The 25,519-nt window shown below is 71.3% G+C and carries 23 protein-coding genes, 1 tRNA gene and 1 riboswitch; of the genes, 7 read left to right on the plus strand and 17 right to left on the minus strand.

Annotated elements, in window-relative coordinates; translation table 11 throughout:
• Positions 1–91: 91 nt before the first annotated feature.
• Positions 92–2,749, minus strand: a complete 2,658-nt coding sequence (locus ACZ4VK_RS11135; protein ID WP_468350859.1) for an ATP-dependent Clp protease ATP-binding subunit — start codon at positions 2,747–2,749, stop codon at positions 92–94.
• A 190-nt stretch (positions 2,750–2,939) separates the two neighbouring features.
• On the opposite strand from ACZ4VK_RS11135, the gene ACZ4VK_RS11140 reads away from it, so the two are divergent.
• The 4 genes from ACZ4VK_RS11140 (at position 2,940) to ACZ4VK_RS11155 (ending at position 5,770) form a co-directional block, all read left to right on the plus strand.
• Positions 2,940–3,470: a hypothetical protein gene (locus tag ACZ4VK_RS11140; protein ID WP_468350861.1), complete on the plus strand. Its 531-nt coding sequence runs from the start codon at positions 2,940–2,942 to the stop codon at positions 3,468–3,470.
• A gap of 107 nt (positions 3,471–3,577) precedes the next feature.
• Entirely contained in the window at positions 3,578–4,075 is a 498-nt protein-coding gene (locus tag ACZ4VK_RS11145) for a SigE family RNA polymerase sigma factor (protein ID WP_468350863.1), read from the plus strand.
• Positions 4,068–4,418 carry a hypothetical protein gene (locus ACZ4VK_RS11150; protein WP_468350865.1) on the plus strand — a complete coding sequence of 117 codons (351 nt, stop codon included), beginning with the start codon at positions 4,068–4,070 and terminating at the stop codon, positions 4,416–4,418. Before ACZ4VK_RS11145 ends, ACZ4VK_RS11150 begins: the two co-directional genes overlap by 8 nt.
• 83 nt (positions 4,419–4,501) lie before the next feature.
• Positions 4,502–5,770, plus strand: coding sequence for a mannosyltransferase family protein (locus ACZ4VK_RS11155; RefSeq protein WP_468350867.1), 1,269 nt, complete (start codon positions 4,502–4,504; stop codon positions 5,768–5,770).
• A 25-nt stretch (positions 5,771–5,795) separates the two neighbouring features.
• Here ACZ4VK_RS11155 and ACZ4VK_RS11160 read toward each other — a convergent pair whose 3' ends face one another.
• Positions 5,796–7,607 (minus strand): ABC transporter ATP-binding protein, encoded by a 1,812-nt coding sequence (locus ACZ4VK_RS11160; RefSeq protein ID WP_468350869.1) that lies wholly within the window; start codon positions 7,605–7,607, stop codon positions 5,796–5,798.
• A 237-nt stretch (positions 7,608–7,844) separates the two neighbouring features.
• A tRNA-Pro gene (locus tag ACZ4VK_RS11165) sits at positions 7,845–7,918 on the minus strand.
• A gap of 465 nt (positions 7,919–8,383) precedes the next feature.
• Here ACZ4VK_RS11165 and ACZ4VK_RS11170 point away from each other — a divergent pair.
• Positions 8,384–9,592: an acyl-CoA dehydrogenase family protein gene (locus ACZ4VK_RS11170; RefSeq protein WP_468350871.1), complete on the plus strand. Its 1,209-nt coding sequence runs from the start codon at positions 8,384–8,386 to the stop codon at positions 9,590–9,592.
• A 73-nt stretch (positions 9,593–9,665) separates the two neighbouring features.
• On the opposite strand, the gene ACZ4VK_RS11175 is transcribed toward ACZ4VK_RS11170, so the two are convergent.
• The 6 genes from ACZ4VK_RS11175 to ACZ4VK_RS11200 form a co-directional block, all read right to left on the minus strand.
• Positions 9,666–10,238: a GAF domain-containing protein gene (locus ACZ4VK_RS11175; protein ID WP_468350872.1), complete on the minus strand. Its 573-nt coding sequence runs from the start codon at positions 10,236–10,238 to the stop codon at positions 9,666–9,668.
• Positions 10,235–10,858 (minus strand): GTP-binding protein, encoded by a 624-nt coding sequence (locus ACZ4VK_RS11180; RefSeq protein ID WP_468350874.1) that lies wholly within the window; start codon positions 10,856–10,858, stop codon positions 10,235–10,237. Before ACZ4VK_RS11180 ends, ACZ4VK_RS11175 begins: the two co-directional genes overlap by 4 nt.
• Positions 10,836–11,213 (minus strand): DUF742 domain-containing protein, encoded by a 378-nt coding sequence (locus tag ACZ4VK_RS11185; RefSeq protein ID WP_468350876.1) that lies wholly within the window; start codon positions 11,211–11,213, stop codon positions 10,836–10,838. The genes ACZ4VK_RS11180 and ACZ4VK_RS11185 overlap by 23 nt, the downstream gene beginning before the upstream one ends.
• A complete protein-coding gene (locus tag ACZ4VK_RS11190) occupies positions 11,210–11,644 on the minus strand; it encodes a roadblock/LC7 domain-containing protein (RefSeq protein ID WP_351906169.1) in 435 nt (144 codons plus the stop codon). The genes ACZ4VK_RS11185 and ACZ4VK_RS11190 overlap by 4 nt, the downstream gene beginning before the upstream one ends.
• Before the next feature lie 5 nt (positions 11,645–11,649).
• Positions 11,650–13,551: a sensor histidine kinase gene (locus tag ACZ4VK_RS11195; RefSeq protein ID WP_468350878.1), complete on the minus strand. Its 1,902-nt coding sequence runs from the start codon at positions 13,549–13,551 to the stop codon at positions 11,650–11,652.
• 423 nt (positions 13,552–13,974) lie between these two features.
• Positions 13,975–15,258, minus strand: coding sequence for an MBL fold metallo-hydrolase (locus tag ACZ4VK_RS11200; protein WP_468350881.1), 1,284 nt, complete (start codon positions 15,256–15,258; stop codon positions 13,975–13,977).
• A 175-nt stretch (positions 15,259–15,433) separates the two neighbouring features.
• Between ACZ4VK_RS11200 and ACZ4VK_RS11205 the strand changes: the two genes are divergently transcribed.
• A complete protein-coding gene (locus ACZ4VK_RS11205) occupies positions 15,434–16,057 on the plus strand; it encodes a TetR/AcrR family transcriptional regulator (RefSeq protein WP_468350883.1) in 624 nt (207 codons plus the stop codon).
• 9 nt (positions 16,058–16,066) lie between these two features.
• Here ACZ4VK_RS11205 and ACZ4VK_RS11210 read toward each other — a convergent pair whose 3' ends face one another.
• Both ACZ4VK_RS11210 and ACZ4VK_RS11215 read right to left on the minus strand, forming a co-directional pair.
• Entirely contained in the window at positions 16,067–16,861 is a 795-nt protein-coding gene (locus ACZ4VK_RS11210) for an SGNH/GDSL hydrolase family protein (protein WP_389679849.1), read from the minus strand.
• Positions 16,862–17,031: 170 nt separating this feature from the next.
• A complete protein-coding gene (locus tag ACZ4VK_RS11215; protein ID WP_468350884.1) occupies positions 17,032–18,042 on the minus strand; it encodes a M23 family metallopeptidase in 1,011 nt (336 codons plus the stop codon).
• Positions 18,043–18,046: 4 nt separating this feature from the next.
• Positions 18,047–18,202: riboswitch (cyclic di-AMP (ydaO/yuaA leader) on the minus strand.
• A 392-nt stretch (positions 18,203–18,594) separates the two neighbouring features.
• Here ACZ4VK_RS11215 and ACZ4VK_RS11220 point away from each other — a divergent pair.
• The gene (locus ACZ4VK_RS11220) at positions 18,595–19,416 is read left to right on the plus strand and encodes a tyrosine-protein phosphatase (RefSeq protein WP_468350886.1); all 822 of its coding nucleotides are present in this window, start codon (positions 18,595–18,597) and stop codon (positions 19,414–19,416) included.
• 9 nt (positions 19,417–19,425) lie between these two features.
• On the opposite strand, the gene ACZ4VK_RS11225 is transcribed toward ACZ4VK_RS11220, so the two are convergent.
• The 6 genes from ACZ4VK_RS11225 to shc are packed head-to-tail and all read right to left on the minus strand — an operon-like array spanning position 19,426 to position 25,423.
• A complete protein-coding gene (locus ACZ4VK_RS11225) occupies positions 19,426–19,581 on the minus strand; it encodes a DUF6126 family protein (RefSeq protein ID WP_468350888.1) in 156 nt (51 codons plus the stop codon).
• A gap of 46 nt (positions 19,582–19,627) precedes the next feature.
• The gene (locus ACZ4VK_RS11230; protein WP_468350889.1) at positions 19,628–20,257 is read right to left on the minus strand and encodes a helix-turn-helix domain-containing protein; all 630 of its coding nucleotides are present in this window, start codon (positions 20,255–20,257) and stop codon (positions 19,628–19,630) included.
• Positions 20,258–20,316: 59 nt separating this feature from the next.
• Positions 20,317–21,726 (minus strand): aspartate aminotransferase family protein, encoded by a 1,410-nt coding sequence (locus ACZ4VK_RS11235; RefSeq protein WP_468350891.1) that lies wholly within the window; start codon positions 21,724–21,726, stop codon positions 20,317–20,319.
• A gap of 7 nt (positions 21,727–21,733) precedes the next feature.
• A complete protein-coding gene (gene hpnH, locus ACZ4VK_RS11240) occupies positions 21,734–22,756 on the minus strand; it encodes an adenosyl-hopene transferase HpnH (RefSeq protein ID WP_468350893.1) in 1,023 nt (340 codons plus the stop codon).
• A 7-nt stretch (positions 22,757–22,763) separates the two neighbouring features.
• A complete protein-coding gene (locus ACZ4VK_RS11245) occupies positions 22,764–23,438 on the minus strand; it encodes a phosphorylase family protein (RefSeq protein WP_468350895.1) in 675 nt (224 codons plus the stop codon).
• Positions 23,438–25,423, minus strand: a complete 1,986-nt coding sequence (gene shc, locus ACZ4VK_RS11250) for a squalene--hopene cyclase (RefSeq protein ID WP_468350897.1) — start codon at positions 25,421–25,423, stop codon at positions 23,438–23,440. The genes ACZ4VK_RS11245 and shc overlap by 1 nt, the downstream gene beginning before the upstream one ends.
• Positions 25,424–25,519 lie beyond the last annotated feature (96 nt).

Below are 25,519 nucleotides of genomic sequence, written 5' to 3' on the forward strand. Positions count from 1 at the left end.
CAGCGGAGCGATCAACGCCCACGACTCATCCGTCAGTTCATGTCTACGCACCACGAACGGAGTAACGAGCCACCGACTTTCCGGACACGGCCTAGTCCGCCTGTCGCTCCTGGTCCGGCGGAAGGCCCATGTCCTCGCGGTCCTCCTCCAGGCGCTCGTCGAGTTCCTCCTCGGCCGGGCGGCGGGGCTTCCCATGGCTGTGGCCTTCGGGGGTGGCGGCCGCCACCGGGGCCTTGTCGGCCACGGGTGCCGTCCCGGTTCCGGCGCCGGCGCTCGCGCGGATGGTGCAGTGGAGGGAGTCGTCGATCACGTCGGCGACGATCGTGTCGCCCGGCTCGGCCTCGCCGCCGAGGAGCAGGGAGGCGATCCGGTTGTCGAGCTCCGTCTGGATGGTGCGGCGCAGGGGGCGGGCGCCGAACTCCGGCTGGTAGCCGTGGGCCACGAGCAGCTTCTTCGCGGCCTCGGTGACCTCCAGGGTCAGGCCCTGGGCGTGGACGCGGTGCTTGCTGCGGTCCAGGAGGTGGTCGACGATCTCCGACAGATCCTTCTCGGTGAGGCTGTGGAAGACGATGATGTCGTCGATGCGGTTGAGGAACTCGGGCAGGAACCGCCCCCGCAGGTCCTCCATCAGCTCGTCCTTGAGCTCGGCGGCGTCGCCCTCGTGGGCGAGGATGCGGTGGGCTCCGATGTTGGACGTCATGATGATCACGCAGTGCCGGAAGTCGACCGTACGGCCCTGCCCGTCCGTGAGGCGCCCGTCGTCGAGGATCTGCAGCAGCGTGTTGAAGACGTCCGGGTGCGCCTTCTCCACCTCGTCGAAGAGGACGACGCTGTACGGGTTGCGGCGGACCTTCTCGGTGAGCTGGCCGGCCTCCTCGTATCCGACGTATCCGGGAGGCGCGCCGACGAGCCGGGCGACGGTGTGCTTCTCCTGGAACTCGCTCATGTCGAACCGGATCATCCGGTCCTCCTCGCCGAACAGCAGCTCGGCGAGGGTCTTGGCGAGCTCCGTCTTGCCGACGCCCGTGGGGCCGAGGAAGAGGAACGATCCGACGGGCCTGCCGGGGTCGCCCATGCCCGCCCGGTTGCGGCGCACGGCCTCGGAGACGGCGGTGACCGCCTCGTCCTGGCCGACGATCCGGGCGTGCATCTCCTCCTCGAGCCTGAGGAGCCTGTCCTTCTCGCTGGCGGTGAGCTGGGAGACCGGGATGCCCGTACGGCGCGAGACGATGTCGGCGATGTCGGCCGCGGTGACCGAGACGACGCCCTCGCGGCGCTCCTCGATGCCGGCGAGCTCGCCCTCGACCTCGGCGATCTCCTCCTTCAGCGCCTTGGCCTTCCCGAACTCCTCGGCGGCGACGGCCTGTTCCTTCTCCCGGCGCAGCTTGGCGAGCCGGTCCTCCCGGCTGACGACCTCGGTGGAGCGGCCCGCGCTGCGCAGCCGTACGCGGGCGCCCGCCTGGTCCATCAGGTCGATGGCCTTGTCGGGCAGGAAGCGGTCGCTGATGTACCGGTCGGAGAGTTCGGCGGCGGCCGCGAGCGCCCCGTCGGCGAAGCGGACCTGATGGTGGGCCTCGTAGGCGTCGCGCAGCCCTTCGAGGATCTGCACGGTCTCCTCGACCGTCGGTTCGGGGATGAGGACGGGCTGGAAGCGGCGTTCGAGAGCGGCGTCCTTCTCGACGTGCTTGCGGTACTCGTCGATCGTCGTCGCGCCGACGACATGGAGCTCGCCGCGTGCGAGGGCGGGCTTGAGCATGTTGCCGGCGTCCATCGCGCCCTCGCCGGTCGCGCCCGCGCCGACGACGGTGTGGAGTTCGTCGATGAAGAGGATGATCCGGCCCTCGGCCTGCTGGACGTCCTCGATGACCTTCTTCAGGCGTTCCTCGAACTGGCCGCGGTACTGGGCGCCGGCGACCATCCCGGACATGTCGAGGGAGACGACCCTCTTGTCCTTGAGGGTGTCGGGCACCTCTCCGGCCACGATCCGCTGGGCGAGGCCCTCGACGATGGCGGTCTTGCCGACGCCGGGTTCGCCGATGAGGACGGGGTTGTTCTTGGAGCGGCGCGACAGGATCTCGACGGTCTGCTCGATCTCCTCGGCCCGGCCGACGACGGGGTCGAGCCTGCCCGCCCTCGCCTCCTCCGTCAGGTCCCGGCCGAACTCGTCCAGGGTCGTGGCGGGCTGCTTGGGGGCCGCGGGGCCGCTCTCGCCGAAGGCGGCGCGGTCGGCGGTGCCGCGCAGTCCGGAGACGTCGAGGCCGTCGGCGCGCAGGAAGCGCGAGGCGCCGGAGTCGGCGTCGCCGAGGAGGGCGCCGAGGATGTGCTCGGGGCCGATGTACGAGACGCCGGCCGCCTGGGACCTGGCGTGGGCGAGGGCGAGGGTGCGCTTCGCCGCCGGAGTGAGGCCGGGCTCGGAGGACGGCTCCTGAGCCTCGTGGGGCAGGACCTTGGCGATCCGTCCGGCGAGGGTTTCGGGGTCGACCCCGCCCTGGGCGAGCAGCCTGCGGGTGGGCTCGACCTGGGTGGCCGCCCACAGGAGGTGTTCGGTGTCGAGGTCGCTCGTCCCGTCCTCGACCGCCTTGGCCGCGGCGGCGTTGAGCAGTTCGTGGGAGGACTCGGTGAGAAGGCGTCCGATGGGCACGCGCTGCACGGCCGGGGGCGACGACGCCGGCGACATACCGAAGAAGCGATTCAGCATGTCGCTGAACGGATCCGACGAACCGAAGGGAGAACCGAATGCCATCGACATGCCAGCTCCTGACGAACGAGTGGGGGCCTGGCCCTGTCGTCGCACTCCCGCCTGCCCTTCGGGCGACGACGGGAGTGTGACGACGGGGCCTCGTCCACTCAAACCCGGGCCCGCCCGCTCCGCAAACGGTGCGGCCGGGCGGGAGCCCTCGCTACCATCGGACGCTCGGACCACACGTGAGGCGGGACGCATGGGGACGTCGACTTCTCTGAGCCGGCGCAGGTGGCTCCTTCTCGGGGGGCTCCTCGTCCTGGGCGGCGGGACCGGCGGATGCGCGACCGGTGCGGCCGAGGGCGATGCCGCGCCTCCGCGCGTACGGACGGACGTCGAGCCGCTGCAGCGCTGGTTCCCCACGCTCGGCACGCTGTCGGACCCGCACTGGCTGGTCCGGAACCCGAACGACTCGGACCGCGGGATCCCCGACCAGGATCCACGGATACGTGTCGTGGGCGTCGTCCGGCTGACCGCCGGCGCCGCCCGCTCGATCGTCGAGAAACCGGCGTACGGCTTCAAGGCCCGGGTTCCCGCCCAGCCGCCGAAGGAACTCGCGGAGTTCCTGCCCGACGAGGCCGGGTGGCTGCACAGTCCCGGCTACGACAGGACGCTCACCGCGTCCTGCTATCAGGGCAGGTTCCATCTGGCGCCCGCGCGGGACCTCCTGTATTTCGACACGGTGAATCCGGAGGACGTGACGCCCACCCCCTCCCCGGAGTGCGGGTAGAGCCTAGAGGGTGTGACGGGCCTCACATGCCCTTTTCGGCGGCGGTGTAGACCGTCGCGGCCCTCCCAGGCGTATGCCCGGTGAAGCGAGAGACCCGGGAGTTGCCGTTGACCGTCGAAGAGTTCGAAGCGTTCTACGTCCAGGCGGTCGGGCGGCTCACCGGGCAGCTCTACGTCATGCTCGGCGATCTGCAGGAGGCTGAAGACGTTGTCCAGGAAGCGTTCGTCAAGGGCTGGAACCGGCGACGGCAGCTCGACCGCGACGGCGGACCGGAGGCATGGATCCGGAAGGTCGCCTGGCGTCTGGCCGTGAGCCAGTGGCGCTTCCGGAGACGCACGGCCGACGCGTGGACGCGGCGGGCCGGCGTCCCGCCCGAGGTGGCGGGGCCGGGCCCGGAGCACGTGGTCCTGGTCGAGGCGCTGCGTACCCTGCCGCCCCAGCAGCGGCGCACCGTCGCCCTGCACTATCTGTGCGACCTCACCGTCGAGCAGATCGCGGGCGAGACCGGGCTGTCCGCCAGCACGGTCAAGACTCATCTCGGCCGCGGGCGTGCCGCCCTGGCCGACCGGCTGCGGGACAATGCGCAGGAGGCTCCCGATGCGTGACGACATCGACGACCCGTCCCTGAGGGCCCTGTTCCGGGCCGCCGCCGAGCACGGCCGGCGGCAGGCCGTGCCGCTGCCGGTCGAGCGGGTCGTCGAGCGGGGCAGACGGTCCCGGCGGCGTCACCTGGCCCTCGCCGTCGTCACGGCGAGCGCCATCGCCGCTCTCGGCGTGGCGACGGCCGCCACGCTGGTGCCCGAAGGACCCGCCCCCGTCATGCCCGCCACCAGCCCCTCCGCACCGCTGCCCGGCCCCAGCTCCACCCCTCCGGGGCCGGGGCCCCAGGAGACGGCACTGAGCACGTCGCCGCCGCCCAGCCCGGGCGTCACGAGCCTTCACAGCTGACCCACCGCTCCCCCACTCACGGGACGGCCCGCGCCACAGGGCCCGCCCCGCCCTTTCACGTACCCACGGAGAGACGATCACCCATGCCCGTCACGGCACCCCCTTCCCCCAGGCATGCCCCCGTACGGGCGGAAAGTGCCGTGTCCGAGGCGCCCGAGGACGTACGGCGGGCGGATCGTCCACGCCCGCGGGACACTCCGCTCGGGCGGGCGTGGGCCCGGCTGCGGCCTGTCGACCGCGAGGTCCTGTGGCTGTACCTGCTGACCCGGGCGGCCCTGTGGACGACCGCCTACTGCACCCGCTGGCTGTTCCCCGCGCACGGCGACGCCCGTGAGCCCGAACCGGTGCTCGCGTCCTTCGAGCACTGGGACTGGGGACACTTCCTCCACATAGCCAGGGACGGCTACTTCCCCGGCGATGACGGATCCGGCACGGCGAACGGCGCCGGTACGCGGGACAACAGGGAGGCGTTCTTCCCCGGCTTCCCCCTGCTCCTGCGGGCCGTGCACACGGTGGTCCCCGACTGGACCGCCGCCGGGCTGCTCATCTCCTTCGTGGCCGGCGCCGTCGCCGTGCTCGCGCTGGCCAGGATCGCCGAACTCCACCTGCCGGGCTCGCGCGCGGGCGGCCGCGCCGCCCTGTTCCTGCTCCTTTCCCCCTGCGCGGTCTTCCTCGCCGCCGGATACAGCGAGGCCCTGTTCCTCGCCTTCGCCCTGCCCGCCTGGCTCGCCGCCCAGCGGCAGCGCTGGCCCCTCGCCACGCTCCTCGCGGCCGGCGCCACCACCGTCCGCATCAGCGGCCTGTTCCTCGCCGCCGCCCTCGCCGTCCACTTCCTCACGACGGTACGCACGAGGCGGTACCGTGCCGCGCTGCTCGCCCTGCCCGTACTGCCCGCGCTCCTCTACTTCTGGTTCCTGTACGAGCGGACCGGTGACCTGATGGCGTGGAAGCACGCCCAGGAACGCGGCTGGTACCGCACCTTCCGTGCTCCCTGGGATGCCTGGGCCCAGACCTGGCACGAGGCCTTCGCCCACACCCAGGCCACCGGCTACGCCGCCCTGTTCCAGGCCGACCTCGTCGCCATGCTCCTCGGCCTCCTGCTGCTCGCCGTGCTCGTCCGCCGGCGCCGCTGGGCGGAAGCCCTCTACATCGCGCTGACGCTGTGGGCGCTCGGCACCTCGTACTGGTACATGTCCATCGCGCGCAGCACCCTCCTGTGGTGGCCCCTGTGGACCGGACTCGCCGTCTGGAGCCTGCGCCGCAGGACGGCCACCACCGTGTACCTCTGCCTGGTCGCGCCCCTGGGCACGGTCCTGGCCGTCACCTTCCTGACGGGCCGCTGGGCCGGCTGACGAAGCCCGGCCCGATCGGCAGGCCTCACAGCAGGTCGGCCCCGGCGGGGGTTCCGTCGAGGAAGCCGCCCGACTGGTGCTGCCACAGCTTCGCGTACGCGCCTTCCGCGGCGAGCAGTTCGTGGTGCGTGCCCCGCTCGACGATGCGCCCGCCGTCGAGGACGACGAGCTGGTCCATGGTGGCGACGGTGCTGAGCCGGTGGGCGACCACGAGCGCCGTCCGCCCCTCCATGAGGCGCCAGAGCGCGTCCTGTACGAGGATCTCGCTCTCCGAGTCCAGGGCGCTGGTCGCCTCGTCGAGCAGCAGGATCGGCGCGTCGCGCAGAATGGCCCGGGCGAGGGCGACCCGCTGGCGCTGGCCGCCGGACAGCTTCACCCCGCGCTCACCGACCATCGTGTCGAAGCCGTCGGGAAGGGTGTCGACGAACTCCGTGACGTGCGCCGCCTCGGCCGCGCGGCGGATCTCGGCGTCGGTGGCGTCCGGCCGGGCGAACGCGATGTTCTCCCGCAGCGTGCGGTGGAACATCGCCGGATCCTGCGGCACATAGGCGATCAGACCGCGCAGTTCGGCCTGCCGCAGCCTGCTGATGTCCTGCCCGCCGATCGTGATCCGGCCGCCGTCGATGTCCGTCATCCGCAGCAGCAACCGGGTGAGCGTGGTCTTGCCGCCGCCGGAGCGGCCGACGAATCCGACCTTGGCGCCGCTGGGCACGGCCAGGTCCAGGCCCTCGAAGAGCGGCTTCGCGCCCGCGTGGGCGAAGGTGACCTTCTCGAAGCGCACATCGGCGCCCTCGGAGAGGAGCGGCTCCGGAACCTCCGGGTCCCGTACGGTCGGCGGGGTCAGCAGCAGTTCGGTGAACTGCGCGGCCTCCGTCATCGAGCTCTCCAGGCGGCGGTAGATCTGGTTGAACTCGAACATGATCCGAGTGGCGTTGGAGTAGTACGTGAAGGCGACGACGACGGCCTCGACACCGTGTTCGCCCGCGCCGAGCGAGAGGGCGAGCACCAGGCCGAGGACGTTGGTGAGCACGGACATCGGTGCGATCAGCGTGTCGATGCGCAGGTTGCCGTAGTCCCATGAACGCAGCGTGAGGCGGCGCGATTCGGCGACGCGGGAGCGGTGTTCGGCGGCCTCGCGTTCCTCGGCGGCGAACGCCCGGACCGTGTCCATGTTCATCAGGCTGTCGGCGACGTGACCCGACACCCGGGCGATCGCCTCCTCGCGCCGGTCGACGAGCGCCTGTCGGCGCCGGATCAGGGGCCGCACGCACAGGGTGGTCACCGCGATCATCGTCAGGAGCCCGACGACGAGCAGGGGGTCGTACGTCCAGAGGATCACCGACGCGAACACCAGGGGCACGAACTTGCCCATGACCGAGAAGGTGAGGGTGTCGACGAACTCCTCGAACCGTGAGGCGAAGCTCAGGACCCGCTTGGTCAGCGAGCCGGCGAAGTTGTCGTGGAAGAAGGCGGCGTCCTTGGCGAACAGCGCGTCCATGCCGATCACGTACAGGTGCTCGATGCCGAGGGCGTCGAGTCGGTTCAGACAGTGCAGGCCGACGCGCCACAGCGCCTCGGCGAGCAGCAGGACGCCGGCGAAGGCGAGGACGTACGGCAGCATCGGGCCGACGCCGCCGCTGTCCCCCGCGATGCGACCGACGAGCTTCGCGACGATCAGCGGCACGATGTAGAAGATCCCGATGTTGCCCAGCGCCGGGAGCAACATCGCCGGTGCCGTCATCCGTCTGAGCCGGATCAGCTCCCGTCCGTAGTAGCGGAGCGCGAGGAGCACGGAGCCCCTGCCTGGCGAACATCTGCGCGATTCAGACTTTCCCATCCCAACCCTGTCTTGTCGTATCCAACGGGACAGGTCTGGCAGTGTTCCGTGCGGACGCTCACGCCGTCCAAGGGTTATTACCGGCCCACTCCACGAGCGGATGCTCGATGCGACGGCCTTCGCCGACCCGCAGACCGGGTGGGCGGTGCGCCGCGCGCCGGCCTCGAGGTACCGGAAACGACCAAGGGGCCGTTTCAGATTGCTCTGAAACGGCCCCTTGACGACGACTCTTTCGAGTCGGGACGACAGGATTTGAACCTGCGACCCCTTGACCCCCAGTCAAGTGCGCTACCAAGCTGCGCCACGTCCCGGTGCCCGTCTGACCTGGGGTTTCCCCTGGCTGGACGCGCATGAGAACAATACCGCACTTTCGCTGATGGTCACGAACCCCTTTCCCGGCGTCCGGCGGACGGGCGCGGACGGCGAGCCGTTCGCCCTCCAGAGCGTCCGGAATGTCACCTCTTGGGGAGTGAAGGCGCTCATGTGGCGAACGAGTCGCTCTCATGGACATATACCCATGCCGGGGTTGCCGTTGACATGTGGCAGAAACACGCCCACCGGGAATGCCCGCCGGATCAGGCCGAGCAGGCCAAGACCACACGAAACACAGTCGGAATCAATCGTCAACCGCTCGGGTTTCGGACAAATCTCGTGGCGATATTGATCCGTCCCGGAAAGATCAACACCATGAAGTGGTCGGCCTGCTCGGGACGGGACCACTGCCGATGCACCACCTGTTCGGAGAACCGATCAGGCTTTCGCAGGGAGGGACTCGTATGGACAGCTACTTCAGCAGTCGACTGCATCATCAGCTCAGGGAGACGGTGCGCGCGTTCGCGGAGCGTGAGGTCCGGCCACGGATAGCCGAGATGGAGGAGTCCCGTACGGTTCACCACGAACTGTCCCGGCTGATCGCCGAGCAGGGCTGGCTGGGCGCGACAATCAGCCAGGAATACGGTGGCATGGGCGCCGGCCATCTGGCCAAGACCATCATCATCGAGGAACTCTCCCGGGTCAGCGGCGCCATGGGCGCGATGGTCCAGGCCTCACAGCTGGGCACGGCAAAGATCGTGCACTTCGGCAGCGACGAGCAGCGGAAGACCTGGCTCCCGGCCGTCGCCGCCGGCGAGTGCCTGCCCACCATCGCCGTCACCGAGCCCGAGTCCGGCGGCCATGTCCTCGGCATGAGCGCCAGCGCCGTGCGGGACGGCGACGACTACATCCTCAACGGCAGCAAGGTCTACGTCGGCAACAGCCACGTCGGTGACCTGCACGGCGTCGTGGTCAGGACCGGTCCCGGTTCGAAGGGTCTCACCGCCTTCTTGGTCGAATCCGATCGCCCGGGGTTCAGGACCGGTCCGCAGCAGCCGGCCATGGGGCTCCACGGCTTCAGCTTCGGTGAGCTCATCTTCGAGAACTGCCGGGTTCCGGCCTCGAATCGACTCGGCGACGAGGGCGACGGCCTCTCCGTCGCGTACTCCTCCAGCGTGCTCTACGGCCGGGCCAACCTCACCGCCGTCTCGCTCGGCATCCACCAGGCGATCCTGGAGGAGACCACCCGCTTCGCCTCCGAGCGCATCCGGTACGGCAAGCCGCTCCACGACCTGCCGACGGTCAAGCTGAAGCTCGGCCAGATGCAGTCCCGGCTGATGACGGCCCGGCTGGCCGCGTACCACGCCGTGCACCTGCTCGACCAGGGTCTGTCCTGCGACACCGAGTTGATGAACGCCAAGCTCGTCAACGTCGAGTCGGCGATCGACTCCGGCCGTAACGCCATGGAGATCCACGCCGCCGCCGGACTCTTCACCGACCGGGCCATCGAGCGGTACCTCCGCGACGCCCACCACATCTTCGCCCCGGCCGGCACCTCCGACATCCAGCTCCTGCGGCTCGCCGAGGTCGCCCTCGGTCAGGACAAGGGCAGCTGGTCGGAGCGGCTGTCCGAGCTGGTCCGCACGCCGGAACCGGAGCCGGTGCACGCCTGACGCCCCGACATGCCGGGAGCCCCGGTACGGCTGTCGGCCGTACCGGGGCTCCCGGCATGAGGAGTGGCGGCGGTCAGAACATGCCGTCCTCACGCCGGTGGATCTGCTGCATCAGCTCGGCGGCCATCGTCTTGATCGTCTCGAGACCGGCGCGCCCCCACGGCCGGACGTCGGTGTCGACGACGCAGATGGTGCCGAGGGCGACCCCGGTGCGGTCGATCAGCGGCGCCCCCATGTAGGAGCGGATGCCGATCTCGTCCACGACCGGGTTCCCCGCGAAGCGCGGGTAGTCGCAGACGTCTTCGAGGACGAGCGCCTTGCGCCGCACCACGACGTGCGGGCAGTAGCCGTGGTCGCGGGCCATGAAGCGGCCGACACCGCCGGCGCCCGCGGCGGCCGCGCCCAGGTCGCTTCCCGAGTGGGTGCCCTCGGGGGTGTGCAGACCCGCGAAGAACTGCCGGTTCTCGTCGATGAAGTTGACCATCGAGAACGGAGCGCCGGTCACCTCCGCGAGACGGTGGGCGAACTCGTCGAACGCCGGCTCCGGCCGCTCCCCGAGACCCAGTTCGCGCAGCCGCTGCACACGGGCGGGCGCGTCCTTGTCGATGGGGGTCAGCAGGAGGTGACCGGTGGGGTCGTACGTCATGGCGTGGCTCCGTAGCTCGGCACGGTGGCCGGGATGGTGGTGAGCAGATGCTGGACGAGGGTCAGCAGGGTGCGGATGCCGGAGCTGGAGATCCGGGCGTCGCAGAGGACGACCGGCACCTCCGGCCTGAGGTCGAGCGCGGACCGTACCTCGTCCGGTTCGTAACGGAAGGAGCCGTCGAACTCGTTGACCGCCACGACGAACTTGATGCCCCGCCGCTCGAAGAAGTCCACGGCGGAGAAGCACTCCTGGAGCCTGCGGGTGTCGGCGAGGACGACCGCCCCGAGCGCACCCTCGGAGAGTTCGTCCCACATGAACCAGAAGCGTTCCTGGCCCGGGGTGCCGAAGAGGTAGAGCACGTGCCGGTCGTCGAGCGTGATGCGTCCGAAGTCCATGGCGACGGTGGTCGTGGTCTTGGACTCCACGCCCTCCAGGCTGTCGGTGGCCGCGCTGACCGAGGTCAGGAGCTCTTCGGTGCTCAGTGGTTCGATCTCGCTGACCGCGCCCACGAGGGTCGTCTTTCCGACGCCGAACCCGCCCGCCACCAGGATCTTCAGCGCGGTGGGGAAGGGGTCGGCGGCGGAGCCGTCGTGGCGCTCAGAGCCGTTGTCGTAGGCCATCGAGCACTGCCTCCAGCAAGGAACGGTCGGTTGGGTTGGCGTGGAACCGGGGGGCGCGCGCGGTGAGCGCCCCGCAGTCCACGAGGTCGGAGAGCAGGACCTTGGTGACCACGGCGGGGAGCCGTAAGTGCGCCGCGATCTCGGCCACCGAGGTGGGCCCGTCGCACAGCCCGAGGGCCAGGCTGTGCTCGGGGCCCATGTGGGCCTGGGGTGACGAACCGGTCGCCATCACCATGGACAGCAGGTCGAGCGCGGTGGTCGGCTTGGTCCGGCCACCGCTCACGGTGTACGGGCGGATCAGCCGGCCGGCCGCGTCGTCGAGCCAGGGCCCCTCCTGAGGGGACGTGGCGTTCACTGGCCGATGCCACCCACCACGCCGGCGGCCTGCCGGGCGGGGGTGACCAGGTACGGGCGGACGCTCTTGACGAGCATCGCCATCTCGTACCCCAGGACCGCGGCGTCCGCCTCACGGCCCGCGAGGACCGCCAGACAGGTGCCGGAGCCCGCGGTGGAGACGAACAGGAGGGTGGAGTCGAGCTCCACGACCACCTGACGGACCTCACCGCCGTCACCGAAGCGGGCGCCCGCGCTGCGGCCCAGCGAGTAGAGCCCGGAGGCCAGGGCCGCCATGTGGTCGGCCGCGTCGGGGTCGAGGCCGTGGACGGACTTCACGAGGCCGTCGGAGGAGAGCAGAACCGCGTTGCGGGTGTACGGGACCCGCTGGACCAGTCCGCTCAGCAGCCAGTCGAGGTCCGAGGAATGGCCGGTCGGCACATTGCTCGCCATGGTGTCTACTCCTTGTGCGCGTCGCCGGGACGCAGCGATTCATGGGGGGCGGGCTGGGATTCGGCGAGTCCGATGCCGCGCTGGAACGCGGCCATCAGGCCGGGGTCGTGCAGGGTGTGCTCCTCGGGCTTGCGGGCCGCGGGCTCGTCGCGCAGCTGCGGGACGAGGTGTTCCTGGGCGCGCCGCTTGGGGAGTACGGGCCGGCCGGGGGCCTCGGGCGCCGGGGGGAGCGGCGACAGGAGGGAGGCCGGCGGGCCCGTGGGCGCCGCGCCGGCCGACTGGGCCGGTACCGGGGTGGTGCGGCCGGAGTCCGCGTACCCGTCCGGCCGCTCGCTCGTACGGGGGTACGTGAGCGGGTCGGCGGTGCGGGGCTCCTCGTGACGGGCGGGGGCCCGCTCGGGGGAGGGTGCGGACGGCGGCGGTACGGGGGCGGTCGCGGCCGCGTTCCTGGCCGCGGGCACGGGCGCCTGGGGGTGGGCCGGTGCCGCGGTCGGGGCGGTGGAGGGTGCCTCGGGCCGGGACTGCGGGTGCGACGGCGACTGCGGCTGCGACTGCGAGGCCGTCGGCTGGGGCTGGGGCTGCATCTGCACCTGGTTCGGCGGGACCGCGGTGGAACCCGCGGTCGCGGCGGCCTGGCGTTCGTGCTGGGCGAGCCCCTCGGGGTCGGCGCCGAGAAGGCCCTGCGGCAGCACGAGGACGGCCTGGACTCCGCCGTAGATGTTGGACTGGAGGCGTACGGCGATGCCGTGCCGGCGGGCGAGCGCCGAGACGACGAAGAGTCCGATCCGGCCGTCCTGGAGCAGATGGGCGACGTTGACCTGGTCGGGGTCGGCGAGCAGGGCGTTCATCTTGTTCTGCTCGGTGACGGGCATGCCGAGGCCGCGGTCCTCGACCTCGATCGCGAGACCGGCCGTGACGTACTGCGCGCGGAGCAGCACCGTGGTGTGCGGCGCGGAGAACAGCGTCGCGTTCTCGACGAGTTCGGCGAGGAGGTGGATGACGTCGGCCACGGCATGGCCCCGGAGCGTACCGTCGATCGGCGGTACGAGCTTCACGCGCGGGTACTGCTCGACCTCGGCGATGGAGGAGCGCAGCACCTCCGTCATGGTGACCGGGTTCGACCACTGGCGGCGGGAGATGGCGCCGCCGAGCACGGCGAGGTTCTCGGCGTGCCGGCGGATGCGGGTGGCGAGGTGGTCGACGTGGAACAGGCCCTTGAGCAGCTCCGGGTCCTCGACCTCGTTCTCCAGCTCGTCGAGGAGCTGGATCTCGCGGTGGACCAGGGACTGCAGGCGCCGGGCGAGGTTCACGAAGACCTCGACCTTCTGTTCGTTCCCGACGCTGCTGGAGAGCCGGGACGCCTGCACGACGGCCGCGACGGCGGCCTCGTGAGAACGCGTCAGCTCCTGGGAGAGCAGGTCGAACTCGTCGCCGGACGCGGTGCCGGTCGGCAGCGCGGGACGGGGCGGCAGCGCCTCACCCCTGCGCAACTGTTCGAGGACCGTGTGCAGTTCGCTCTGACCGCGGGCGCTGGTGCGGCGCAGGGCGTTGCAGCGGTCGAGCACCGCCCTGGCCGCCCGGTCCGCGCCGAGCGCGGCGGCCGTCACGGAGGCGACGGTGAGGGCGGCGGCGCCGGTGAGCGCGGCCCAGAGGCCGGGGGTGGGTGCGGCGCCGGTGGAGCGGATGGTGAAGAGGACGGCCGCGGCCCCGCCGAGTGCCACCGCGACGGCGGGAAGCACCGAGGTGCGCAGGAGTTGGGAGCGTATGCGGGCTTCCGTCGTGTGCTGCGGGGAGGACTGTGCCGGGGGGTTGCTGGTGGTACCGGGGGCGGAGCGGGCGCCTGACCGGCCGTGCCGCCCGCCCTCGCGTCGATCTGACCGCGAGGCGGGTGCGCGAAGTTGAGACATGAGTGTCCTTGGTACGTGCCCAGGAATCGGCGTACTGCGGGGGCTGTTCAGGGGGTCTGGGGAGAGCTTTACGGGCGTTGTTCAGGGGGCTGTTTCTGGATGCTGTTCTGGGGGCTGTTCTGGGGGTGGACGACAGGAGTGCGACGAGCCTACCGATGATCAGCAACCACACACTGTAGTCGTCAACCGTTCATGTGCGGCGCGCAGTTGGCAAACTTACCCGGAGAGCGGCCCGGTCTGGTATCGCTCTCCGCACGACAGGCCGAGAACCATCGGCCGAAAGTCGACACCGTGGCGCGGAAGGGCCGTCGGAGACCGGGAACGGAAGAGGGCGGAGGCGTTCTCACGCCTCCGCCCTCTGCGGAAATCGCCCCCGACCGGAATCCTCCGGGGCCGTGCGGACCGCACGGCCCGCACGCGTCGTCAGGGAGTCCTGGCCGCCTCCGGCGCACCCAGGCCGCCGTCCGTGCCGGTCTCGCCGGGCGCCCGCACGGCGTCCGTACCGGCCTTCAGGCCCGCGGACACGCCGGACGCGCCGGTGAGCGGCATGTGACCGTCGGTGAGAGCCCGCCCTCCCCAGCCCTCGGCCGGGACCCGGGCGACCGTACGCCACCAGGGGCTCTCGGGCAGCCGCTCGGCACCCGGCTCGAAGGGCTCGCCGGGGATGGGCAGGGCGACCCGCTGGGAGACCCCGGCGGCGGCCTCGACGGTGCCCTCCCCCGGCTCGGCCCACGGGTGCGGGGCGAGGTTGAAGGTGCCCCAGTGGATCGGCAGCATCACGCCGGCGGGCCCGCCGCCCTGAAGGTCGAGGTGCGCCTTCATGCCCTCCGCCGGGGTCATGTGGATGTCGGACCAGAACTCCGAGTAGGCGCCGATCTGGATCATCGTCGCGTCGAACGGGCCGTGGGCCGCCCCGATGTCCTTGAAGCCCGAGAAGTAGCCGGTGTCCCCGCTGTGGAAGATCCGGTGGCCGGGTCCCGTCACCACCCAGGAGGCCCAGAGCGTCATCTGCCGGTTGCGCAGGCCACGGCCGCAGAAGTGCCGGGCCGGGGTGGCCGTGAGCCGCAGCTCGCCGATCTCGGTGGACTCGTTCCAGTCCAGTTCGCGCAGGCGGGAGGCGGGCACGCCCCAGCGCTCCAGGTGCGCGCCGACGCCGAGCGGCACGGCGAAGACCGTGTCGGTGGTGGCCAGCGCCTTGATCGTCGGCAGGTCGAGGTGGTCGTAGTGGTCGTGCGAGATCACGACGACGTCCACAGGACCGAGCGCGGCGAGCGGCAGGGGCACCGGGTGGAGCCGCTTGGGTCCGGCGAAGGGGAAGGGGGAGCAGCGCTCACCCCAGACGGGGTCGAAGAGGACCCGGTGTCCGTCGATCTCCGCCAGGACGCCGGAGTGGCCCATCCAGGTCAGCCGGAGACCGGTGGCCGGGGGCCTGGCCAGGTCGGCGACGGTGGTGGGGTGGACGGGGATCGAGCCGCTGGGTACGCGGCGCGACCGCCCGTCCTTGTCGAAGTAGACCTTGGCGAATTCGACGCCGGAGCCGGAGGGGCCGCGTCGGGCAGGTTCGGGGTTCTGGAAGATCCCGTCCGCGAAGTTCGGCGAGCGGCGGATGCGGGCGAGGCGCTCACCCGTGGGATCCGCGCCGAAGGACTCGGGGCGCAGTGCGCGCAGCCGGGCCCGCGGCGAACGGTCGGAGCCGGTACCGGTCACAGGACCTCCTGATCTCTGGGGGTCGTTCCATTATGGGCGGCCCGCGCCGCGAACGTCCGGGACGGTCGTCCGTACTGAACAGCGGTGAGTACGGCTACGGGGGGTACTGACTCCACCACCCACCGCAGCCACAGGACGATCATGCCCGCGTCATGTGCTGTGTAGGCTGCGCGGCGTGGCGAGAGTGCGGTTGAGCGTGTCCGAGCGGCGGGAGGAGCTGCTGCGGGCCGCCGTCGAGCAGATCGAGGCGCGCGGTGTCGCGGCCGTCCGGATCTCCGACGTGGCCTCCACGCTCGGGGTGAGCAACGCCCTGGTGCTCTACCACTTCTCGTCCAAGGAACAGCTGGTCACCGCCGCCTTCGCACACGCCGCGGAAGCCGATCTCGCCCAGCTGCGGCGGATCCTCGGGCGCCGCTCCACGGCGGTGCGACGGCTGCGGGCCGCGGTGCGCTGGTACGCGCCGACCGGTCGGGCCAAGGGGTGGCGGCTGTGGATCGAGGGCTGGGCGGCCTCGCTGCGCGACCCCGAGCTGCGCCGGGTCGCCGCCTCCCTCGACCAGGAGCGGAAGGCTGCGCTGACCCGGGTGATCGCGGAGGGGGACGCCGCCGGGGAGTTCGTCTGCGCGGACCCGGCCGGGGCGGCCTGGCGGCTCACCGCCCTCCTCGACGGCCTCGCCGTCCAGACGACGGCGTACGCCGGCTCCCTCCCCCGCACCACGCTGCTGCGCTGGGCGGACGCCGCCCTCGCCCGGGAACTGAACCTGCCGGACGAGAGCGCGGGCCCGGCGGTCCGTCCGTGACCGGCGGGCTCAGAGGGGCATGAGGTCCGGGCGTTTGGCCTCGACGTGGTCTCCTGAGCTCTCGCCGCGCAGCCGGCGCCCGATCCAGGGCACGAGGTACTCCCTCGCCCACTGGATGTTGTCGCGGCGCACTTCGAGCGTGCCGCGCGGCGGGACCGGCGGCCATGCCTGGTCGGGGTCGGCCGGTACCGGCAGGCCGAGGACCTGGGCGGCGCGCAGGGCGACCCGGGTGTGTCCCTCGGGCGAGAGGTGCAGCCGGTCGTCGTCCCAGGCGCGCCGGTCCTGGACGGACTTCAGGGACCACAGGTCGAGGACCGGGCAGTCGTAGCGGTCCGCGATGGCCCGGACGTGGGCGGTGTAGGTGGCGATCTTGCCGCGCAGGTGCCGGAGCACGGGCACGTCACGGGTGTCGAAGCCGGTGGTCACCATCACCGTGCCGACGGCGGAGGTCAGTTCGGCGACGGCGCGCTCGAAGCGCTCGGCCACGTCGTCGGGGTCCGTGCCGGGGCGGATGATGTCGTTGCCGCCGGCGCAGAAGGTCACCAGGTCGGGGGCGAGTTCCTTCGCCCGGGGGACCTGTTCCGCCACGATCTGGTCGAGGAGGCGCCCGCGTACGGCCAGGTTGGCGTAGCGGAAGGCGTCGTGCTCCGGCAGCTGGTCGGCGAGCAGGACCGCGAAGCGGTCCGCCCAGCCGACGTACGTCCCGTCGGGCCCGGGGTCTCCGACGCCCTCGGTGAAGCTGTCACCGATCGCCGCGTACGACCCGAATGCGTTCTTGTCTCTTGATCTCGAATCGTCTGCCACGGGAACACATCCTTCCCTTTCGGATGTGACCTACGCGACCGTAAGGAGGGGTTGACGGTGCGTGACATATGCCACCGATAAAGAATGTGCCAAGCCGGAATAGAGCGGTGTACACGCCGGTGGCCCGGCACAGGAGTGCCGGGCCACACGGGAGTTGACGGGCGTCGGGTTCAGATGGAGACGCCGTGCTGGCGCAGGTAGCCCAGCGGGTCGATGTCGGAGCCGTAGCTCGGCGACGTGCGGATCTCGAAGTGCAGGTGCGGGCCGGTGGAGTTGCCGGTGGAACCGGAGAGACCGATCTGCTGGCCGCCGGTGACCGTCTGGCCGGACGAGACGGAGAGGGAGGAGAGGTGGGCGTACTGGGAGTAGTTGCCGTCGGCGTGCTGGATGACGACCTCGTTGCCGTACGAGCCGCTCCAGCCGGCCGAGACGACCGTGCCGGCGCCGACGGCGCGGACGGAGGTGCCGGAGGAGGCGATGAAGTCGGCACCGGTGTGGTAGCCGGAGGACCACATGGAGCCGGAGGCGCGGTACGGGGTGGAGACGCCGCCGCCGACCGGGGCGACCCAGCCGGACGCGGAGGTCGAGGCGCCGGAGGCGGAGGAGCCCGTGGACTGCGCGGGGGCGGTGTCCGAGGTCTGCGCGGCCGGGGCGGAGGAGCGCTCGGCGCCACGGGAGGCGCGCGGGGTGTCGCCGTTCTTCGCGGAGGGCGCGGCGGAGGCCTTCTGGCTGCTCTTGGGGGCGGCGGCCTTGGGCGCGGCGCTCTTCGGGGCGGCGGGCTTCGCGGTGTTCTTGGCGCCGAGCGTGAGCTTCATGCCGGGCAGGATGAGCGAGGGGTCCTCGCCGACGACCTGGCGGTTGTCGGCGTAGAGCTTCTGCCAGCCGCCCGCGAGGTGGTGCTCGGAGGCGATCTTCGACAGGTAGTCGCCCCGGACGACGGAGTACGTCTTCGGTGCGGCCTTCGTGGCGGTCGGCGCGGCCTGGACGGCGGCGGCCTTCACCTGGGCGGCGGCGGTGACGGCCTTGGCGGGGGCGGCGGCCGGGGCCGCCTGCTCGGCGGCGTGGGCCCCGGTGGCTCCGAGGAACGGGAGGGCGACGACGGCGCCTCCGGTGCCGGCGGCGGCGATTCCGCGGGTGAGGCGGCTGGACTTGGTACGGCGGTGCTTACCCGTCGCGGGCATGGCGAATTCCTCTCCGGCGCCTGCGAGGTGAGCTGTCGGGTTCGGACTGGAGATGCCCGGCCGCGTTCTCACGCGGCTTCACCCCAAGCCGTCCTGCGTCGCGGGACCGGCGTACTTCCTGGGTCCCCCGCTCCTGCCACGCATGGGATGAGTGGGAATTCCGGACGGTGGCAGGATTCGGCGGTCCGACCGGATTGACGGTGACGCTAGACGAGCGGGTCGGCATCAACAAGCCACTGATTTCCACCGGCTTTCCCCGCCCCGTCCTCGACCCGGAATTCCGGTCACCCTCTGTGGATGACGGCCCTTCGATTCCCTTTTTGCGCTGGGGAATTGCATCCCGCCTTCGGCCACGATCCGTCACTTCTATGACCCTGCTCACGCACGAAGGCTCATCTCACCTGTAAACAGGGCGCGTTATACGCAAGGCCTCAATACGGACAGATCGCCCATTCCCGTCCAGGGGGCTGCGCCATCACCGTCCCGGCTGGATGATTGCCCCTGGAACCCATTCCGCGTCGGGCATCCGAACGTCGACCACCAGGAGCATCCGTGACGCAGCAGCTGCCGCAGGTCCCGCCCATCGAGCTGAACGAACCCGAGCTGGCCGAGGTCCGCAACTTCCGGGACGTGGGCGGCCTGCCGACGACGGACGGGCGGGCCGTGCGCCCCGGCCGCCTCTTCCGCAGCGGCCACCTCGCCCACGCGACGGGGACGGACGCCGCCTTCCTCGACTCGCTGGGCCTGCACACCGTCTTCGACTTCCGGAACCTGGCCGACCGGAAGATCGAGGGCCCGGACGTGGAGCTGCCCGGCGTACGGAACGTGAACATACCCCTCAACGATCCGGCGGACGGCAAGGAGTTCTGGAAGCTGGTCCGCGACGGCGACCTCGAGCAGCTGAGGGAGATCCTCGGCGACGGCAAGGCCGCCGCCCGTATGTCCGACTCGTACCGGAAGATGGTGATCGAGCGGACCGCCGAGCACAGCCGGATCCTGCACTCCATGGCGGAGGACAGCCTCCCCGCCCTGATGCACTGCGCGGCGGGCAAGGACCGCGCGGGGCTCTCCATCGCGATCACCCTGCTCGCCGTCGGGGTCGAGCGGGAGGCGATCGAGGCCGACTACGTGAAGTCGAACGAGCCGCACCGCCGCTACAAGGTGCGCCGCGGCTCCACCGCTCCGGACGCCATGTCGCCCGAGGTGATGGAACTCCTCAGCCCCCTCTTCGACGCGCGGGTGGAGTATCTGCGGGGCGCCTTCGAGACGATCGAGGTGACCTGGGGCTCGGTGGACGGCTACCTCACGCAGGGCCTGAAGCTGTCGCCGGAGACCCGCGAGCGGCTGAAGGAGCGCCTGCTCACGGAGGCGTAGCCCCGCCGGCTACTGGTTCTGCCCGCCCAACATGAAGAGCAGATAGAGGAAGCCGGCGAAGAGGTGGCCGGCGACCAGATAGGCGAAGAGCCGGAGGACAAGGCCCTTGGGGAACTTGCCCTCCCCGCGCTCTTCGCCGGTGACCGGTCGTGACTTGTCGGACATGTCGACCCTTTCGGAGAAGGTTCGGAGGAACGGAGCGTCGCGGGACTCACCGCCGGTGCGGAGTCCCGTCGCCGAGGCACAGCTCGGCCGCGGGACTCTGCATCAGGGTGTGGACGAACAGCAGCTCCGCCCCGCCGGCGGTGGCGGCGCCGATCCGGTGCGGGGTGAGCGAGTCGAAGTGCGCGCTGTCCCCGGGGTCGAGGACGTGGACGGCCTCGCCGAGCGCCAGCCGCACCCGGCCCTCCAGGACGTGGATCCACTCCTCCCCCGGGTGGACGCGCACGATGTCGGAACGGGTCGCGTACGGCACGTGGACCCGCAGGCACTGCAGGGCCCGCCCGGCGCCGCCCGCCTGGCGGTAGATCCAGCCGTCGGCCTCGACGGGTTCGGAGCGGCCGGCCCGGACGACGGGGTCACGCTCGGGCGGCGCCTCGCCGAGGAGCTCGGAGACCGTCGTACCGTAGATACGGGCGAGGGCGAGCAGCATCGGCAGCGAGGGCTGCCGGTTGCCGGTCTCCAGGCGCGAGAGGTGGGCCGGCGAGAGGCCGGCCCGCCGGGCGGCGGCCTCCAGGGTGAGCCCCCGGCGGCGGCGCAGGGCCCGCAGCTGCGGGGCGACGTCCGGCAGGACGCCCGGGGCGACGGGGTCCGGGGAGGTCTCCCCGGGGACGTGGTCCATGCGTCCATTCCGCCAGCATCGTGCCTGTGAGGCAAGTTTCTTGCCTCACAGGCAAATGCTCAGCGCTGCGCGACCGCCTGCTTGACCAGTGTCCTGCCGAAGTCCCACATGAGCCCGCCGCCGCCGTGGGCGTCGTCCATGACCGCCGTGAAGGCGGTGACGAACCGGTCCACGTCCGCCTCGTCGATGATGAGCGGCGGGATCAGCTTGATCACCTCCAGATGGTCACCCGAGACCTGGGTGAGGATCCGGTGCCGCTGGAGGAGCGGGACGACGACCATCTGGGCGAAGAGGCCCTTGCGGGCCGCCTGGAGCATCGTCCAGCGCCCGCGCAGGCCGAGCGAGGACGGCCGGCCGAACTCGATCCCGATCATGAGCCCGCGCCCGCGGATCTCGTGGAGGAGCTCGTACCGGGGCACCAGCTCCTTCAGTCGGCCGGACAGCAGGTCGCCGATCCGGCGGGCGTGCGCCACCGTCCCCTCGTTCTCCATGACCGAGAGGACGGCGAGCCCGGCGGTCATGGCCTGGGCGTTCGACCCGAAGCTCGCCGAGTGGACGAGCACCCGGTCCATCGACGAGTAGACCTTCTTGAAGATCCAGTCCTTGCCGAGGGTGGCGCCGACCGGCACATAGCCGCCGGAGAGCGCCTTGGCGACGCACACCAGGTCCGGTTCGACGCCCTCCTCGTGCTGGTACGCGTAGAAGTCGCCGGTCCTGCCGAGGCCGGTCTGCACCTCGTCGGCGATCAGCAGGGCTCCGTGCCGGTGGAGCAGCTCCTGGGCGGCGCGGAGGAAGCCCGGCGGCGCCTCGTGGACGCCCTTGCCCTGGATGGGCTCGACCACGAAGGCGGCCACGTCGCCCCTGCGCAGCTCCCGCTCCAGGGCGTCGAGGTCGCCGAGCCCGATCGCCGTGTCGGGCAGGAGCGGGGCGAAGCCGTCCCGGAAGCCCGTCTCCCCGTTGACGGAGAGGGAGCCGGTGGTCAGGCCGTGGAAGGCGTGGGAGCAGTAGAGGACCCTGGGCCGCCCGGTGGCGTACCGGGCGAACTTCAGGGCGGTCTCCACGGCCTCCGTGCCGCTGTTGCCGAAGAAGACCCGGTCGAGGTGGGGGCTGTGGGCGAGGAGCCGTTCCGCGAGGAGTCCGGGGAGCGGCTGGCAGTCGAAGCGGGTGAGGTCGGCGAGCTGAGCGTCGAGGACGTCGTGGAGGGCCTTGCGGACGACGGGGTGGTGCCGCCCGAGGCCCATGACGCCGAAGCCGGCGAGCATGTCGAGGTGGTCGACCCCGTCGGCGTCCCAGAAGTGGGCGCCCTCGGCCCGCTCGTACACCTTGTCGAAGCCGATGGTGTGGAGCATGCGCGGCAGCTGGTGGTTGAGGTACCTGGCGTGCAGCTCGTACCGCTCGCCGCCGCGCTCGGCGAGCAGCGCCCGCAGGTCGAACTCACCCTTCACGAGACGCTCGTCCTCACCTTTCATGAGGCACTCACCCGTTGTTCCCTGAGACGGTCTCCCGGATCGCGCGCAGGGACTCCTTGAGGGAGCCCATGGTGGCGAGGACGGCGGTGGGCTCGTACCCGCAGTGCGCCATGCAGTTGGCGCAGCGCGGGTCCTTGCCGCGGCCGTACTTGTCCCAGTCGGTGTCCTCGATGAGTTCGCGGTACGTGGGGACGTATCCGTCGCTCATCAGATAGCAGGGGCGCTGCCAGCCGAAGAGCGAGTAGTTCGGAATGGCCCAGGCGGTGCAGGGGAAGTCCGCCTTTCCTTCCAGGAAGTCCAGGAAGAGCGGCGAGTGGTTGAGCCGCCAGCGGCGCCGGTTTCCGCCGGCGAAGGCCTTCTTGAAGAGTTCGCGGGTCTGCTCCACGCCGAGGAAGTGCTCCTGGTCGGGGGCCTTCTCGTACGCATAGGCGGGCGAGATCATCATCTCGTCGACCTGGAGGTCGTCGTTGAGGTAATTGAGGACCTCGATGATCGTCTGCGGGGTGTCGGTGTTGAAGAAGGTCGAATTGGTGGTGACGCGGAATCCGCGGCGCTTGGCCTCCTTGATGGCCGCCACCGCCTCGTCGAACACCCCCTCCTTGGCGACGGATTCGTCGTGCCGCTCCCGCAGGCCGTCGATGTGGACGGCGAAGGCGAAGTACGGCGAGGGGGTGAAGTTCTCCAGCTTCTTGCGCAGCAGCATCGCGTTGGTGCAGAGGAAGACGTACTTCCTCTTCGCCACCAACTGGCGCACGATCTCGTCGATCTGAGGGTGCATCAGGGGCTCGCCGCCCGCGATGGACACCATGGGGGCGCCGGACTCCAGGACCGCGCCGACCGCCTGGGCGACCGGCATGCGCTGCTTGAGGACTCCCGCCGGGTGCTGGATCTTTCCGCAGCCCTCGCACTTGAGGTTGCACGCGAAGAGCGGCTCGAGCTCGACGATCAGCGGGAACTTCTCACGCTTGCGGAGCTTCTGTTCGAAGAGATAGGTCCCGACCCTGATGGACTGACGCAGCGGCATGGCCATGACTCGCTCACCTCCTGGGGAGCAGCAAAGAACGGTGCCATTCGAAGAAAGCGGGAAGGACGGCACGAAGAACGCGGAAGGCCGATATTCCCCCGCGTACCGTGCCGATCCGCACCAGTTCATGTTCTGGAGCGTCCACGACCACCCGGACGGCCGCAACCGGGCGGGCGTCAGGACCGCCGCCGGCGCCGGAGAAGGCTCCCCGGGCGGTACGGAGGGTCGCGGAGGACTCCATGTCGACGGCGATCGCCCCGGTGGCCCGCAGCGCGGCCCGCTCGGGGCCGCGCACCACGTGGTCGGAGCCGGTCAGCGGCCCGGTGTGCACGGCCCGCCCCGGCACGGCCCTGGCCAGGGCCTTCACCAGGAGTTCGGTCCCGGTGCAGGGGGTCGTGCCGTCGGGACCGCGGGTCTCGTCGGCGACGACCAGGTCCCCCGGGTGCATCCCGGGGGCGAGCCCCGCGCAGAAGCCCGAGGCGATGACGGCGGCGTCCCGCCACCGCTCCTCGCCGAGCGCCCGGGAGACCGCCCGGCGGGCCCGGTCCGGTCCCATGCCCGTACGGAGCACGGTCACGGGGCCGGGGGCTCCGCCGCGCTCCCCGCTGCGCAGGGCGAGCTGCTCGATGCCGAGCGCGCAGGCGATGAGCAGCGGCGGCGGGGCGGCGGGGCCCGGCTCGCGCGCCATCAGCGCTCCTTGCCGGGCGAGGGCTCCCCGTACACGTAGCGTCCGAGCGCCGTGAGGGGGAACACCTGGCGGTAGAGGTGGTAGTTGATGGAGAAGTCCCAGGGGAAGCCGGTGCCGGTGAAGTACGGCTCGTCCCAGGAGCCGTCCTCGCGCTGGGTCCCGGCGAGCCAGGCCACGCCCCGCCGTACGGGCTCGGAGTCCCGCTCGCCCGCGGCGAGGAGGGCGATCAGCGCCCACGCGGTCTGCGAGGCGGTGGAGGCGCCGCGTCCGATCCACGACGGGTCCGTGTAGGAGCGGAGGTCCTCGCCCCAGCCCCCGTCCTCGTTCTGCGTGGATCCGAGCCAGTGGACGGCGCGGCGGATCGCCGGATGGGAGACGGGCAGCCCGGCGGCGGTGAGCGCCGGGAGCACCGAGCCCGTGCCGTACACGTGGTTGACGCCCCAGCGGCCGAACCAGGCGCCGTTCGGCTCCTGGTGGGCGAGGAGCCACTCGATGCCCGCGCGGGTACGGGGGTCCTGGGTGAGGCCCTCGTACGCCAGCATCTCCACGACGTGGGCGGTGACGTCGGCGGAGGGCGGGTCGATGACCTCTCCGAAGTCGCAGAAGGGCAGCCTGTTGGGGAAGGGACTGGTGTTGTCGGCGTCGAAGGCTCCCCAGGCCCCGCCGCGCGACTGCATGCCGAGGGTCCAGCGGGTGCCCCGGGCGACGGCCGCCTCCACGCGTGCGGGCTCGGGGTGCCTGACCCGGCGCAGGGCGAGCACGACTTCGGCGGTGTCGTCGATGTCGGGGTAGTTGTCGTTGTGGAACTCGAACGCCCAGCCGCCGGGCGGCAGTCCGGGCCGTCGCACCGCCCAGTCCCCCGGACGGGTGATCTCCTCGTCGAGCATCCAGTCGACGGCCTTCACCAGGGCCGGGTGGTCCGGCGGGAGCCCCGCGTCGGCGAGCGCGATCGTGGCGAGGCAGGTGTCCCACACGGGCGACTGGCAGGCCTCGATCATCCGCGAGCCGTCCTCGCGCCATACGGCGAACCGGTCGAGCGACTCGAGCCCCGCGCGCATGACGGGGTGTTCGAGGTCGTAGCCGAGGAGGTGGAGGGCGATGACCGAGTAGACGGCGGGAGGCTGGATGCCGCCCCAGCAGCCGTCGTTCTCCTGGCGCTCGATGATCCAGCGCGCGGCGACGTTCATGGCGGTCCTGCGCAGGGAGCGCGGCGCCAGCCGGTGGTAGACGTGCAGCGCCTTGTCGAGCCGCTGGAAGATCCCGTCCCAGCCGGTCGCCGGGGCGAGGGGCCGGGGCGGGTTCGGCCGGGCCGGGTCGGTGTGCAGCTCGTCGAGCGGGAAGGGCGCGGGGCGGACCGGGCGCTTCGCGGAGACGACGGTGAGCGGCACGATCGTCTGCCGGGCCCAGCAGCCGAAGTCGTAGATGTTGAGCGGGAACCACTTGGGGAGGAAGAGCAGCTCCGGGGGCAGCTCGGGCAGGTCCTCCCAGCGCCACCAGCCGAAGAGGGCGAGCCAGATCCGGGTGAAGACCCGGGCGGCGGCGATGCCTCCCCCGGCGCGGACCCAGGCGGCGGCGCGGGCCATGTGCGGGGCCTCGGGCGGGTCTCCGGCGAGGCGCAGGGCCACATAGGCCTCGACGGTGGCGGAGACCTCGCCGGGTCCGCCGTAGAAGGTGGCCCAGGCGCCGTCCTCGCGCTGTTCGCGGCGGATGTGGAGGGCCGCGGCGTGGGTGGTGTCCGCGTCGAGGATGCCGAGGAACTGGCGGAGGAGGAGGTCCTCGGCGTCCATGGTGACGTTGGTCTCCAGGTCGCCCTTCCACCAGCCCTCGGGGTCCTGTCGGGCGAGCAGGTGCTCGACGGCCCGCTCCGCGGCTCGGGCGGCGGCCTGGTCGAGGTCCGGCGCGGCGGCGCCGGTGTCGTGCGTCGTGCTGGCCGCGGCCGCCAGGGGGCTCATGCCCCCGGCGCTTCCGTCGGTCGTCGCTGTCATGGCTTCCCCTTTGCGCAGTCGGTTGCATCTGCTTCTGCGGGTCTGCCGTCGGCCGGCGCCGGGTGGCACCGGCCGGCGACCGCGAACTCATATCAG

The sequence above is a fragment of the Streptomyces sp. NPDC028711 genome, assembly GCF_055565415.1.